This is a genomic window from Clostridium sp. 1001275B_160808_H3 (assembly GCF_015550425.1).
GTDB lineage: Bacteria > Bacillota > Clostridia > Clostridiales > Clostridiaceae > Clostridium.
This window is the reverse complement of record NZ_JADNAT010000020.1, coordinates 51,000-66,066: the sequence shown is the minus strand read 5'-3', so window position 1 is coordinate 66,066 and position 15,067 is coordinate 51,000. Positions and strand designations below refer to the sequence as shown.

Annotated in this window: 15 protein-coding genes; all 15 read left to right on the top strand. The window is 28.9% G+C overall.

All coding sequences use genetic code 11. From position 1 onward, the window contains the following. The first annotated feature begins 100 nt into the window (after positions 1 to 100). The 15 genes from msrB to I2A75_RS14140 all read left to right on the top strand — a co-directional run bounded on the left by msrB (position 101) and on the right by I2A75_RS14140 (position 15,010). Positions 101 to 547: a peptide-methionine (R)-S-oxide reductase MsrB gene (msrB, locus tag I2A75_RS14210; RefSeq protein ID WP_195265664.1), complete on the top strand. Its 447-nt coding sequence runs from the start codon at positions 101 to 103 to the stop codon at positions 545 to 547. 133 nt (positions 548 to 680) lie between these two features. Beyond that, complete coding sequence (locus tag I2A75_RS14205; RefSeq protein ID WP_195265655.1) at positions 681 to 2,888, top strand: stage V sporulation protein D; 2,208 nt, start codon at positions 681 to 683, stop codon at positions 2,886 to 2,888. Between the two features lie 19 nt (positions 2,889 to 2,907). Then, a complete protein-coding gene (gene spoVE / locus I2A75_RS14200; protein ID WP_195265653.1) occupies positions 2,908 to 4,080 on the top strand; it encodes a stage V sporulation protein E in 1,173 nt (390 codons plus the stop codon). Between the two features lie 135 nt (positions 4,081 to 4,215). Continuing rightward, on the top strand, positions 4,216 to 5,376 hold the full coding sequence (locus I2A75_RS14195) for a transglutaminase-like domain-containing protein (protein ID WP_195265651.1): 1,161 nt from the start codon (positions 4,216 to 4,218) through the stop codon (positions 5,374 to 5,376). Then, positions 5,369 to 5,671, top strand: coding sequence for a Dabb family protein (locus tag I2A75_RS14190; RefSeq protein WP_195265649.1), 303 nt, complete (start codon positions 5,369 to 5,371; stop codon positions 5,669 to 5,671). The genes I2A75_RS14195 and I2A75_RS14190 overlap by 8 nt, the downstream gene beginning before the upstream one ends. A 99-nt stretch (positions 5,672 to 5,770) precedes the next feature. After that, complete coding sequence (locus tag I2A75_RS14185; RefSeq protein ID WP_195265648.1) at positions 5,771 to 6,637, top strand: DegV family protein; 867 nt, start codon at positions 5,771 to 5,773, stop codon at positions 6,635 to 6,637. A 174-nt stretch (positions 6,638 to 6,811) separates the two neighbouring features. Further along, entirely contained in the window at positions 6,812 to 7,417 is a 606-nt protein-coding gene (ruvA, locus tag I2A75_RS14180) for a Holliday junction branch migration protein RuvA (RefSeq protein ID WP_195265646.1), read from the top strand. A gap of 9 nt (positions 7,418 to 7,426) precedes the next feature. After that, positions 7,427 to 8,452 (top strand): Holliday junction branch migration DNA helicase RuvB, encoded by a 1,026-nt coding sequence (ruvB, locus tag I2A75_RS14175; RefSeq protein ID WP_195265644.1) that lies wholly within the window; start codon positions 7,427 to 7,429, stop codon positions 8,450 to 8,452. Between the two features lie 43 nt (positions 8,453 to 8,495). After that, positions 8,496 to 9,524 (top strand): tRNA preQ1(34) S-adenosylmethionine ribosyltransferase-isomerase QueA, encoded by a 1,029-nt coding sequence (gene queA, locus I2A75_RS14170; RefSeq protein WP_195265642.1) that lies wholly within the window; start codon positions 8,496 to 8,498, stop codon positions 9,522 to 9,524. A gap of 21 nt (positions 9,525 to 9,545) precedes the next feature. Then, positions 9,546 to 10,688, top strand: coding sequence for a tRNA guanosine(34) transglycosylase Tgt (gene tgt / locus I2A75_RS14165; protein WP_195265639.1), 1,143 nt, complete (start codon positions 9,546 to 9,548; stop codon positions 10,686 to 10,688). Between the two features lie 100 nt (positions 10,689 to 10,788). After that, positions 10,789 to 11,064 (top strand): preprotein translocase subunit YajC, encoded by a 276-nt coding sequence (yajC, locus tag I2A75_RS14160; RefSeq protein ID WP_195265637.1) that lies wholly within the window; start codon positions 10,789 to 10,791, stop codon positions 11,062 to 11,064. A gap of 51 nt (positions 11,065 to 11,115) precedes the next feature. Further along, the gene (locus I2A75_RS14155) at positions 11,116 to 11,484 is read left to right on the top strand and encodes a TIGR04086 family membrane protein (RefSeq protein ID WP_195265635.1); all 369 of its coding nucleotides are present in this window, start codon (positions 11,116 to 11,118) and stop codon (positions 11,482 to 11,484) included. 402 nt (positions 11,485 to 11,886) lie between these two features. Then, positions 11,887 to 13,152 carry a protein translocase subunit SecD gene (gene secD, locus I2A75_RS14150; protein ID WP_195265633.1) on the top strand — a complete coding sequence of 422 codons (1,266 nt, stop codon included), beginning with the start codon at positions 11,887 to 11,889 and terminating at the stop codon, positions 13,150 to 13,152. Then, positions 13,145 to 14,017: a protein translocase subunit SecF gene (gene secF, locus I2A75_RS14145; RefSeq protein ID WP_195265631.1), complete on the top strand. Its 873-nt coding sequence runs from the start codon at positions 13,145 to 13,147 to the stop codon at positions 14,015 to 14,017. The genes secD and secF overlap by 8 nt, the downstream gene beginning before the upstream one ends. A 141-nt stretch (positions 14,018 to 14,158) precedes the next feature. Beyond that, positions 14,159 to 15,010: a DHH family phosphoesterase gene (locus I2A75_RS14140; RefSeq protein ID WP_195265629.1), complete on the top strand. Its 852-nt coding sequence runs from the start codon at positions 14,159 to 14,161 to the stop codon at positions 15,008 to 15,010. Positions 15,011 to 15,067 lie beyond the last annotated feature (57 nt).

Genomic DNA, 15,067 nt, shown 5'->3' with positions numbered 1-15,067 from the left:
TTTATACAAAAAACTTGCGAAACCTTGATATATAAAGATTTTAAAAGAGAAGTAGTGTAAAAAAACTTTACACTAACATAATATAAATGGAGGATGAAATATGGGAAAATTAAATAAAGATGAATTAAAAAATAGATTAACAGAACTTCAATATAGAGTTACTCAAGAAAATGGAACTGAACCACCTTTTATGAATGAATATAATAATCATTTTGAAGAAGGTATTTACGTAGATATAGTTTCCTTAGAGCCATTATTTATTTCAACAGACAAATTTAATTCTGGTTGTGGCTGGCCAGCTTTTTCAAAACCTATAGATAGAAAGTTAATTTCCGAAAAAGTAGATAAAAGCCATGGAATGATTAGAACTGAGGTAAGAAGTAAAAATTCAGATTCGCATCTTGGGCATGTGTTTTGTGATGGGCTAGAGGAGTTAGGTGGACTTAGATATTGCATTAACTCTGCAGCCTTAAAGTTTATACCTAGAAAAGAAATGAAAGAAAAAGGCTATGGGAAATATTTAGCTTTATTTGAAGATAATAAGTAAAGGTGGGAATCCACTTTTACTTTTTATTTAGTTTAATTCATAGGGAATAATTTACAGAATAAATATCTTTTTGATATAATTAATTGGACAACCTATGAATAGTAATCTTTAAATAGCACCATGGGGGAGAAGAATGAATAATAAAAGAAAAACTAATAAAAGAAAAACCAATAAATTTAAAAAAATTTATTCAAGAGAAAGAGCTTTATATAGTAGCATAAGTATTTGTTTAATATTCTTATTTTTAATAGGAAGATTAACTTATATAATGATTTATAAAAATAAAGAATATAAACATATGGCTCAAAGTCAATGGAATTCACAAGTTTCTGTGGAGGCTAAAAGAGGAGATATAAAAGATAGAAATGGTTCTATACTTGCAACATCTATTGATGTTTATAGGGTAGATTTAGATTTAGATGCAATAAAAATACATTTACAAGACGAGGGGACAACTATAGATAAAGTTGCACAAGAATTAGCAAATGCTTCAGGAATACCTTTTAATGAAGTTAAAGATAAACTAAACACTGTAGGTGAAGATGGAACTCAAATAAGGAATAGTACACTTGTTACAGGAATAGAAAAAGAAGTTGCAGATAAAATTAAAGCATTAAATATATATGGAGTTGTTATTTCTATTAATCCAAAGAGATATTATCCCAATAATAATTTCTTATCTCATGTACTAGGAAGTGTGAATTCCGATAATACAGGATTAAATGGAGTAGAATTACAATATGATTCAGAATTAACAGGAATAGCTGGTTATAAAATAGCAGAAGTTGATGGTTCATTAAAGGAATTACCATTCCAAACAGTAAAATATACAAGTCCAATTGACGGTAAAGATGTTATGTTAACAATAGATGAAAATATTCAATTAATGGCTGAAAGAGCAGCTCAAAAGGCTTACGAAGAAAATAAAGCAAAAGAAGTATCAATTATAGTTATGAATCCTAATAATGGCGAAATTTTAGCAATGGTAAATAAGCCTGACTTTAATCCTAATGATCCATATGATGAATATGAGAATTTTGAAGGAGAAAATGATTTTGAAAAGCTACAAAATATGTTTAGAAATAGTTCTATAAGTAATACGTTTGAGCCAGGATCTACCTTTAAGAATATTACTATGGTAGCAGCTATAGAAGAAGGCGTTGCGCATGAAAATGATACATTTTATTGTGATGGTGGAGTAAAATTTGGATCTACAACTATTAAATGTTGGAATACAGCAGGGCATGGAACTCAAACATTACCACAAATACTACAAAATTCTTGTAATGTAGGTTTTATGGAATTAGGATCTAGGTTAGGTAGTGCAAAATTAAAAGAGTATATAGATAAATTTGGCTTTGGAAAGTTGACTAAAATAGATCTTCCAGGAGAATCAGAAGGAATTATAAAATCAGTAAGTGATATGAGCGAAATGGATTTAGCCACTATTGCGTTTGGACAAACTAATACTGTAAATAGCATTCAACTTATGAGAGCTTTCAATGCTATAGCTAATGGAGGAAAGTTAATTCAACCACATATTATGAAAGAAGTTACACATGAATCTGATAATGGAACAAAAGTAATAGATGAACAATTTAAACCTGCAGTTGAAGAAAATGTAATTTCAGAAGAAACAACAGCTGTACTAAGAGATTATCTTGAAAGAACTATAAATCAAGGACAAGAAATTGGAAGCTTTATGGGTAAAGAGAGAAGAGTAGGAGCTAAAACTGGGACAGCACAAAAAGTTGATCCTATATTGGGAGGATATTCAGCTGACAAGTACATTGCATCAGTGGTTGCTTTATATCCTGTTGAAAATCCTCAAGTAACAATATTTATAAAGGTTGAAGACCCAAGTGCAGGTCAATACTATGGGGGACCTGTTACAACTCCAGTATTAAAATCATTATTGTCAGAAATGTTTACTTACATGGATTCACAAGTTTATACTGAAAGATATACAGAAAAAAAGAAAGTAGTTGTTCCTGAGTTAAGAGGAAAATCAGTTGACGAAGCAAAAAGTATATTAGAAGCAAATAATTTAAATATAACTTTAGAGGAAGAAGGATCTAAAGTTACTAGTATGGAACCTTATCCAGGTTCATTAGTTGAAGAAAATTCAATTATAAGTGTTAATTTATCTGATCCTAAAAATGATGCAAATAAGTTAATAATGCCAAATCTCGAAGGCAAGACCTTAGAAGAGGCAACAAATATTTTAAATAAGCTTCAAATTACATTTAAAGCAAATGGTACAGGTATAGTAGATAGTCAAGATGTTATTGCTGGTAAACTTATTGAAAAGGGAACAAAAGTTAAATTAGATTTGAAATAATAGGATAGTAGGAGATAATATGGATAATGTAAGAAAGTTAGATATAAAGGGGAGAAATAAAAAGAAAAAACCTTCAATAAAAAGAAAAAAAATAAAAATGAAAAATATAGATTACAGTTTGTTATGTGCTATAGTAGTATTGCTTTTCATAGGTATAGTTATGGTATATTCATCAAGTTCATATTATGCTTTGTATCAGGATAAAGTATTCAATTCAGAATTTTATTTTACTAAAGAAATACTTTGGACGGTTGTAGGAGTGATAGGTATGATAGTTACTATGTCTATAGATTATCATATTTATAAAAAATGGACTCCTTGGTTAGTTATAATAACGATAGGTCTTTTGGTAGTTGTTTTATTTGTTGGGGCAGATATTAATGGAGCAAGAAGATGGATTAGATTAGGGGGATTATCATTACAGCCATCAGAGTTAGCTAAATATGTTGTAGTATTATACTTAGCGTTACTAATTGATAAAAGAAGAGGTAAAATTAAAGAATTTAAAGCAGGAACATTATATTATTTAGCTATAGCAGCCGTATTTGCAGGATTAATAATTTTAGAGAAAAACTTAAGTATTACTGCAATTGTTATGATGGTTGCATTCATAATGATATTAGTTGGTGGAGCTAAAATAAGCCATTTGTTATCACTTATTCCAATGGGGTTAGCGGCGGGTCTTGGGTTGATTGTTATGGAGCCTTATAGACTGCAAAGACTTACTAGCTTTTTAAATCCATGGGCAGATCCAACAGGAGATAGTTATCAACTTATACAATCACTTTATGCATTAGGTTCAGGAGGTTTTTTTGGAGTTGGCCTTGGGAATTCAAGACAAAAGGCATTATTTATGCCAGAACCGCACAATGATTTTATATTTGCAATAATAGGAGAAGAACTTGGTCTTATAGGATGTGTAGCTATAATTTCAATATTTATATTTATAGTTATTAAAGGTACTTCTGTTGCAGTTAAGGCGAGAGATAATTATGGATATCTATTAGCTATAGGAATAATATCAGTAATTGCTATACAAGCAGTAATAAATATTGCAGTTGTAACAGGTTCAATGCCAGTAACGGGTGTTCCAATGCCGTTAATAAGTTATGGAGGGACTTCTCTTGTGTTTAATTTATCTGCAATAGGCATATTACTGAATATTTCAAGACAAAGTAAGGAAGAGATTTAAAAGCACTATTATAGTGCTTTTTCTTTTAATAAAATTATTTAAATATATATTACAACTTATAAAATAACTTATATTATGTTAAAATAATATAGAATAAATAGTAAAATATTTACAATGGGTATTGGAGGGGTTAACTTGATAGTTATTATAAATGATGTAATGAATAATAACGATAATATTGGTATTTCAAAAAAAGTTTGTGAAGAAATTGAAAATAGCATAGTTTATAATCCGTATGAAGTAGCCTTGATGTTAGATAATATATTAAATAACAATATAAAGGAAAACTTTGAGGGCTTGGATATTTGGAATAGGCTAGTAGTTGAAACTGCTAAGGAAATTCAAAATCAGTATGGCAAGCATTTAATTATACCTATAAATGTTGAAAATTTAGAAAATCTTATATTATTAAAACATAGCTTTGTTAATATAGATAGTGAAATTTATGTTTTTAATATTACTAATAGTAAAGAGTATGCTGAAAAGGATGAGGAAGAAGGTTATTATAATATTAATATAAATAATAAAATTAATGAAAATATTAAATCAGTAATAATAGGTAAAATGAAGGTTTTAAGGAGTGACTTTTTAAATAATGAATTTTTAATCAATAAAACTTATGTCATTAAAGGAAGCAAAATAGATGTAAATCTTTTAAATTCTTCTCATCAAAGTGTAAAAAATTTATATAGGAAAAAACCAAACTATGAAATTATATTAGAAACTCATCCTCTAATTATTCAACAAGAATTAAATATAGAAAGATTAGAAAAATATTTAATGCCAACCAAAAGTATAGAATGTGATTCTAAATATATCAAAGATTTTGCTATGAATTTGATTGGTAATGAGAAAAATAAACTAATGATAATAAATAAGATATTAGAATTTACCAGAAATATAGAATTTGATGATGAGTTATCTACAAGAATATATGAAGGCGAAGATACTCAAAGTGCTTTAAAGACAATAAGTATTAGGAAGGGAAGTTATAGTGAATGTACTAACGTATTCATTGCATTATGTAGGGCATCTAATATACCAGCAAAATTTATTTTAGGAAAAACTTCTAAAAATTTATATCATACATGGGCAGAAGTATACATTCAGGGCGTTGGGTGGATACCAGTAGAAACAAGAATAAATATCCCAGTAGACGTAAGCAAGGCCTATTTTGGAATTACAAATAAACATATAAAAATTTATGAAGGTGTTGATTTTGAAGATATAAACGTAAAATTATATAATTTAGACATAGATTTAAAAATATTAAATAAGGAGGAAGTTTATGATTAAGCATATAGTTATGTGGAAGTTAAAAGATAGTGCAGAAGGGAATACTAAGGAAATTAATGCTATAGAAATAAAAAGACAGATAGAAAGTTTGAAAGAAAGTATAGATAAAGTATTAGAATTAGAAGTAGGAATAAATTTTGAAGAGTCTATTCAAGCTTATGACGTAGTTCTATATTCAACATTCCAATCAAAAGAAGATTTAAATTATTATCAAAATCATGAAAAACATTTAAAGGTAGTTAATTTTATAAAAAGGGTAATTGAATCAAGAGTTGTAGTGGATTATGAAGTATAATATTAAATTACTTTGTAAACTTCATAGAAAAACTTTGAATATAGATGTATAATAAAAAGCATATTATAATTATAAAAGATATTTTGGGAGGAGATGACTATGAAGACAGTTATTTTAACAGATTCTTGTTGTGATTTACCTATAAGCTTTGTTAAAGAAAATAATATAGAAATAATGCAGCTTAGAGTTAATATAAAGGGTGATGACATTCCAGATGATCTAGGACAAAGCATAAAGTATAAAGAGTTTTATGATATGATTAGATCAGGTGAAATGCCTTCTACATCTCAGGTTAACTCATATACATTTGCAGAAGCATTTAAAAAATATTCTAGTGAAGGTTATTCAATAATTTATATAGGATTTTCATCAGCACTTAGTGGTTGTGTAAATAGTGCAAGAATAGCTAAGGAAGCAGTAGAAGATGAAATTAAATCTGCAGATATTACAGTGATTGATACAAAAAGTGCATCACTAGGACTAGGACTTATAGTTTATTATGCTGCTAATATGCTTAAAAATGGATCAACTAAGGAAGAAATAGTAAACTGGATAGAAGAAAATAAATTGAAAGTTAATCATTGGTTTACTGTAGATGATTTAAATCATTTAAAAAGAGGCGGTAGAGTATCAAGTACAGTTGCTATAGTTGGAACAATGCTTAGCATAAAACCAATAATGCATGTAGATGATGAAGGAAAGCTAACCCCAGTTTCTAAAGTAAAGGGTAGAAAAAAATCAATTAAGGAATTACAAGAAAAATTAAAAGAAAAAATTGTGAGTCCAGAAGATCAAACAATATTTATAAGCCATGGTGATTGTTTAGCTGAAGCAGAGCATTTGAGAGATTTGATTCTAAAAGAAACAAAAGTAAAAGAAGTTATTATAAATAACGTAGGACCAGTTATTGGAGCACATTCAGGTCCAGGAACATTGGCATTATTTTTTATAGGTAATAATAGATAAGTTTTTTAATAATTATTTTATAGAAAGGAGTAAGATGAAATTAATCTTACTCCTTTTGCATCTCTATGATAATGTTTCTACCTTGAATTATTTTATTTATAATGATAAAGTATAGTGTAGGTTAGAAACTAAATAAAGAAGAGTATTTAGTTGGCATATGAGGGGGTTAGTTGTATGTACGAATACATAAGAGGAAAATATAAAGGTATAAATAGAGATTATATAATTGTAGAAAATAATGGGATAGGTTACAAGATATTTACATCAGGAGCAACTATGTCATCTATGCCAAGAATTGACGAAGAAGTTAAGTTATATCTTGAGCAAATAGTAAGAGAAGATTTTTTAGGGTTATATGGATTTGATTCTAGAGAAGAACTTGAAATGTTTAAATTATTACTATCTATTAATGGGGTTGGTGCAAAAGCTGCATTATCATTATTATCAATTAGTAGAATTAATAATTTAAGATATGCAATAATGATGGGAGATGAAAAACATTTATGTAAAGCTCCTGGAATTGGGAAAAAAACTGCAGGAAGAATTATATTAGAGTTAAAAGATAAAATTAAAAAAGAAGATATAGCTGAAGTAATAGAGGGATCAGGTGAATTTGAAGATTTAATGCCAAATAATGCAAGCAATATAGCAGAGGCTTTAGGTGCACTTTTAGCTCTTGGATATTCAGAAAAAGAAGCAGAGGCTGCACTTAAAAAAGTAGATAAGACAGATACTCTAGAAAATATAATTAAAAATTGTTTAAAGGTTCTTATGGGATAGAGGTGAATTATGGAAAGAATAATAACACCACAAGAAATATTTGAAGATGGAAATTCTTTGAGTTTAAGGCCACAGAGTTTAAATGAGTATATAGGCCAAGATAAAGTTAAAGAAAGATTAAATATATTTATAAAGGCGGCACAAAATAGGGATGAAGCTTTGGATCATGTACTATTATATGGACCACCAGGTCTTGGTAAAACTACATTGGCTAATATTATAGCAAAGGAAATGGATGGAGAGCTTAAAATAACTTCTGGGCCAGCAATAGAAAGAGCTGGTGATTTAGCTGCAATATTAACAACACTTAAAGATAATGATGTTTTATTTATAGATGAAATACATAGATTAAATAGAAATGTAGAAGAAATATTATATCCAGCAATGGAGGATTATGTTCTTGATATCGTTATTGGAAAAGGAGCAGCAGCTAAATCTATAAGATTAGATTTACCTAAGTTTACTTTAATAGGAGCAACAACAAGAATAGGTATGTTAACATCTCCATTAAGAGATAGATTTGGAGTTCTTTGTGATATGCAATATTACACAGAAGAGCAACTTAAAGAAATTATAATTAGATCTGCATTTGTATTTGAATGTAATATAACAGAAGAAGGTGCTTATGAGCTTGCAAGAAGATCAAGAGGTACCCCTAGAATTGCAAATAGATTATTAAAAAGAGTTAGAGATTATGCACAAGTTTATTCAGATTCTCTTATAAGTTATAAAGAAGCAAAAGCTGCACTTGAACTTTTAGAAGTAGATGATAAAGGTTTTGATAGAGTTGATAATAAGATATTAGAAGCAATAATAGATAACTTTAATGGTGGACCGGTAGGAATAGAAACACTTTCCTATTTTATAGGAGAAGAGCTTGGAACAATAGAAGACGTATATGAACCTTACTTATTACAAACGGGATTTATAGTTAGAACTTCAAGAGGAAGGGTTGCAACCGATAAAGCCTATGAACATTTAGGTAGAAGTAAGGGCAAGAGAAAAGTAACAGGGGAGCAGCAAAAGCTGTTTTAGAGAAAATATAAATTATTAACGATAAAGATTAGGAGACGAGAAAATGAAAGTAAGCGATTTTGATTTTGATTTGCCAGAAGAATTAATTGCACAACATCCTTTAGAAAGAAGAGATTCTTCAAAGCTAATGGTTTTAGATAAAAAAAGTGGAGATATAGAACATAGATCTTTTCATGATGTAATAGAGTATTTAAATGAAGGAGATACCTTAGTTTTAAATAATACAAGAGTAATGCCAGCAAGATTAATAGGTGAAAAAGAAGGAACTGGTGGAAAAATTGAGTTCTTGTTATTAAAAAGAATTGAGGGCGATAAATGGGAATGTTTAGCTAAGCCAGGTAAAAGAGCAAAGGTTGGTCAAAAATTTACATTTGGTGAAGGTAAATTAACATGCACTGTAGTGGATGTTGTAGAAGAAGGAAATAGAATAATAGAGTTTTCATATGATGGAATTTTCGAACAAGTATTAGATGAGTTAGGAGAAATGCCACTTCCACCATATATTACTGAAAAACTTGAAGATAAAGAAAGATATCAAACTGTATATTCAAAAGAAAAGGGATCAGCAGCAGCTCCAACAGCAGGATTACACTTTACAGAAGCATTATTAAAAGAAATCAAGGCTAAAGGAGTTAATATTGCATATTTAACTCTTCATGTTGGCCTAGGAACCTTTAGACCTGTAAAAGTTGAAGATATTAATGAACATATAATGCATTCCGAATATTATCACTTAGATAAGGAAAATGCAGATTTAATAAATGAAACTAAAAAAAGAGGAAATAAAGTAATAGCAGTTGGTACTACTTCCACAAGGACTTTAGAGACCATTGGCGATGAGAGTGGATTTGTAAGAGAGCAAAGTGGATGGACTGATATATTTATTTATCCAGGATATAAATATAAAGTTATTGATGAATTAATAACTAATTTCCATTTGCCTGAATCTACTTTAATAATGTTAGTTTCAGCTTTAGCAGGAAAAGAAAATGTAATGAATGCTTATAATGAAGCTGTTAAAGAAAAATATAGATTTTTCTCCTTTGGAGATTCTATGCTAATAAAAGAATAAACAAGAAGAGGAAGTGAGATTTTGAGTAAGAAAAGATATACTTTACTAAAAAAGGATGGAAACGCAAGAAGAGGGAGATTTGAAACTCCACATGGAACTATAGAAACTCCTGTATTTATGAATGTTGGTACGCTTGCTGTAATAAAAGGCGCAGTATCAACAATGGATTTAAAAGAGATAGGATGTCAAGTGGAGTTATCAAATACATATCATTTACATTTAAGACCATCAGATAAAGTTGTAGCAAAACTTGGTGGACTGCATGAATTTATGAATTGGGATAGACCAATACTTACAGATTCAGGTGGATTCCAAGTATTTTCATTATCAGGAATGAGAAAGATAAAAGAAGAAGGTGTTTATTTCTCATCACATATAGATGGTAAAAAGATATTTATGGGGCCAGAGGAGTCAATGCAAATTCAAAGTAATTTAGCTTCAACTATAGCAATGGCATTTGATGAATGTATTCCAAATCCATCTACAAGAGAGTATGTAGAAAAGTCAGTTGCAAGAACAACAAGATGGCTTGAAAGATGTAAAAAGGAAATGGATAGATTAAATTCACTTCCTGAAACTATAAATAAAGACCAAATGCTATTTGGAATAAATCAAGGTGGATGTTATGAAGATATAAGAATCGAGCATGCAAAGACTATAACAAAGATGGATTTAGATGGATATGCAATAGGTGGTTTAGCAGTTGGTGAAACCCATGAAGAAATGTATAGAATTATAGATGCTGTAGTACCATATTTACCAGAAGATAAACCTATATATTTAATGGGAGTAGGAACGCCAAGTAATATATTAGAAGCAGTTGACAGAGGAGTAGATTTCTTTGATTGTGTACTTCCAGCAAGAAATGGTAGACATGGTCATGTATTCACAAAAGAAGGAAAGATAAATCTAATGAATGCAAAATTTGAGTTAGATACAAGACCGATAGATGAAGGGTGTCAATGTCCAGCTTGTAAAAGCTATACAAGAGCATATATAAGGCACTTATTTAAAGCTAAGGAAATGCTTGCAATGAGACTATGCGTATTACATAATCTTTATTTCTATAATAAGCTTATGGAGGATATAAGAGCTGCTATAGATGGTGGATACTTTAAAGCCTTTAAAGAAGAAAAATTAAAAGAATGGAATGGAAAAGCTTAAAGTATTAAGTATCTGTTAATATAATTGACAATACCATATAAATAAGATATAGTTTTTATTATGAAACATATTAGTTATTTAATGAAGGGAATGAATATAAATGGCACAAATATTATCACTTGTAGTACCATTCGCATTAATGTTTGGTCTTATGTACTTTTTACTAATTTTACCTGAAAAGAAGAGAACAAAAAAATACAATGAAATGTTATCAGCATTAGAAAAAAACGATGAAATAGTAACTAGAGGCGGAATAATGGGAAAGATAATAATAGTAGAAGAAGACTATGTTATTATCGAAACTAGCGCTGAAAGAACAAAATTAAAAATTTCTAAAAATGGTATTGCATCAAAAGTAAATAAAGTAACAGAATAAGAATAATACCCCCTAGTATTTCATAAATTAATACTAGGGGGTGAAATGTTTATGGACTGGTCAAATTATTTTAAAAGTGTTCTAAAAGGTGTTGTTTGGGCAATTATGATTACATTTTTAGTAACAGCAATACTTTCTCTAGTAATGAATAGTGTTACTCTTGGAGAAGGTGTTTTTAATATTATTTATGTAGTTATTTCTTGTCTAGCTTTAGTTGTAGGCTCACTAGTTGCAGTAAAAGCACATGGAAGTAAAGGGTGGATTGTTGGTTTAGCAGTAGGATGTATGTTTTACATAGCTCTATATATAATTGGTATTATATTCGGCGCAGAACCAACATTAGGCATGTATGATTTTATTAAATTTACATTATGTGTATTTATTGGCCTTTTTTCTGGAATGCTAGGCGTAAATCTATAACGTTATTAATACAATAAAAATTTATTTGTAAAACTAAAGATTCTTTCAATCAATTCATAATAATTATATAATATATTAAAAAATAAGAGGATTTCGTGTTCTCTTATTTTTTTATTTAATAAAAATATATAATTGATTAATATTAAATTTAATGAATATATGATCAAAACTAAAGTTACTAATATTCTATGAAATATGAGATTAATCTAAATTATATGTAATTATTGTATAAATTTACAAAATAATAGTTATACTTATTTATATAAGTGTGCTAAATAATATTTATTAAGAGAATTTGGAATAAAAAGGATGGAAAACGACTCCAATTAAGTAAAAAGTAGTTGATATTACTTAACATAAGTAATATAATTTTAATTGAAAACTTACCAGAGGGGGAAGAACATGAAAGCGAGAAGCAAAAGCAAGAGTAAAAGTTCAATATTATTTATACTCTGTATCGTTGCTATTTTCTCATTAGCATTTACAGGTTTTAAAGGGTTTGAAATAGCAGGATGGGAGTTTAAGTCTTTTAATAAAGCAATAACTAAAGGACTTGATCTTCAAGGTGGAGTATCAGTTTTGATGGAGATTCAAGAAGATGATGTCCCATCAGATGTTCGCCAAAGAACAAAGCAATTATTAGAACTTAGAGTTAATAAAATTGGAGTATCTGAAACAGTAGTAACTGAAGAAGGTGAAAAAAGAATAAGGGTAGATATACCTGGAGCATATAACTCAAGTGAAATAGTTGATGGATTAAGTAAAACTGGTAACTTAGAATTTAAGGACCCAGAAGGTAATGTTGTTTTAACAGGTAAAGATGTTAAAGAAGCAACGGCTATTCTTGATGATACATCAAGACCAGTTGTATCATTAGAATTAAATGAGGAAGGGCAAAGAAAATTTGCTGAAGCTACAGCTGATAATATAGGAAAGACTATAAGTATATCAATGGATGATGAAGTAGTATCTCAGCCAGTAGTTCAAAGTGCTATTACTGATGGGAAAGCTGTTATTAATGGAATGTCTTCAATGGAAGAAGCAACAAAATTATCAGGAATTATAAGTTCAGGTGCGCTTCCAGTAACAGTTAAAGCAGTATCTATTAATAATGTAGGAGCTCAATTAGGTGCAGAAGCATTTCCAAATGCAGTCAAGGCTGGTGTTATTGGTATATCATTAATATTTATATTCATGATACTTTGGTATAGAGTTCCAGGAATTTTGGCAAGTATAGCATTAACATTATATATAACATTAGTACTTTTAGTATTTGTAGAGATGGGTGTAGCACTAACGCTACCAGGAATTGCAGCATTATTGCTAACAGTAGGTATGGCGGTAGATGCAAATATCTTAATTTTTGAAAGAATTAGAGAAGAACTTTCTAGAGGAATATCTGTTAAAAGCGCAGTAAAAAGTGGATTTGAAAATGCAATGTCATCAATAGTGGATTCAAATGCTACAACATTTATTGCTGCACTTATATTGTATTTTATAGGTTCAGGAACTGTAAAGGGATTTGCGGTGACACTAATGATAGGAATAGTTTTAAGTTTAATTACTGCTTTAGTAGTTACTAAAATTTTAATAAATTTTGCAGTAGATATGGGACTTTTAAAGAGTTTATGGCAGTTTAGAGTAAAGAGGGGGGCTAATAATGCTTAAAATTATAGAAAAAACTAAGCTTTGGTTCGCCTTATCAATAATAGTTATAGTAGTTGGAGTAGGATTTACTATTTCAAGAGGATTAAATTTTGGTATAGACTTTTTAGGTGGTACTAAAGTTGTTATTGAATTAGGTGAAGGATTTAATAAACCTGAAGCAGATGAAATAGTTAAAGGGATAGTTCCAGATGCAGTTACAAATGAGGCAAATGGAACACAATACGAAATTAAAGCAAAAGATTTAGATAGTAAAAAAGTTTCAGAAGTTTTTAAAGCCTTACAAGATAAATATAATCTAGAAGATGACGATTTATTATCACAGAATGAAATTGGAGCTTCAGTAGGAAAAGAACTTACAAGAAATTCAGTTGTTGCATTATTAGTAGCTTGTGTAGCAATGCTTGCATATATTGCAATGAGATTTGAAATGAATTATGGTATAGCTGCTATCATAGCACTTGTACATGATTTATTTATTACAATTAGCGTATTTGCAATTTTCAACATACCTGTTAATACACCATTTATAGCAGCCATATTAACAATTGTGGGTTATTCTATAAATGATACAATAGTAATTTTTGATAGAATAAGAGAAAATTCTAAAAACATGAGAAGAGCATCAGCTACTGAAATTGCAAATAAGAGTTTAACTCAAACTATGTCAAGATCAATAAATACAACATTAACGACATTAATTACAATTATAGCCGTAAATATATTTGTTCCAACAGTTAGGGAGTTTACATTCCCATTAATAATAGGTATTGCAACGGGGGCATATTCTTCTATATGTATAGCTTCACCAGTATGGGTTATATTAAAAGATGAAAGAGGTAAAAAAAGTAAAGCTGAATTGGCTTAATCTTTTAAAAAATAACAAAAAAAGTTAAACCTCCGAAATATTTTGGAGGTTTATTATTTTTTTCCTTAGAAAACATTTGTAATATTGGAGATTTTACATTATAATATATGTGTTTTCTTAAGTTTTATGGAGGAGTTTATAATGCGTAAGTTTTGGGAGAGTATTTATAGTCCAAATTATATTACTGGATATAATCCCTTTATACTTAAAAATATGAATAAAGCTATTGAACATATGGTAGAAGCTATAAATAATAGAAAAAAGATAGTTATTTATGGAGTACCTAATGTAGATGGAATATGTGCTATATCATCTTTAATATTGGTATTAAAATATTTAAATGCAGATATAGAATATATAATTCATGATGAAACTTCTAGTTCTGGAATAACATCAGAAGATATAAAGAATAATGTTAGTTTTCTAGGGGGTCAACTTTTGATAACCTTAGGTATAGATTTGAGTTCAGAAAAAGAAGAAAAGCTTTGTAGGGATCTTGGGATAGATTTGATAGTTTTGGAAAATAAAGAAGTTAATAATGAGAGAAATTACATATACATAAATCCAAATCAAAGGGGATGCCAGTATAGATATAAAAATTTATCTATTAGTGGATTAACCTTTAAATTAATGCAAGCAATTGCTATATACTATAACATAAAGAGCATAAATAAGTATTTGGATTTGATACTTATAGGAGAGCAGTGGGCAGAAGTTCCTTTAAAAGGAGAAAATGGTGTTATTTTAAAGGAAGGAAGAAAATTTTTAATAAATACTAATAATTATGGCTTAAGGTCTATAATGAATTATTATAGTATTGTTGAAATGGATGAAGAGTGCATATTGAAAATTATAGATGTCATTACACCAACTATAAATGCAGTTACAATGATGGATAATGCACGTATAATTATAGAACTTTTGACTACTACTAAGAAAGATAGAGCTGAACAAATAACAAAATATTTAAACAAATCAAAGATAACTATATAATTAATTAGATAATTACTGTAAAATTATATTGATGGTTTTTAGTAAGAAAAATGATTA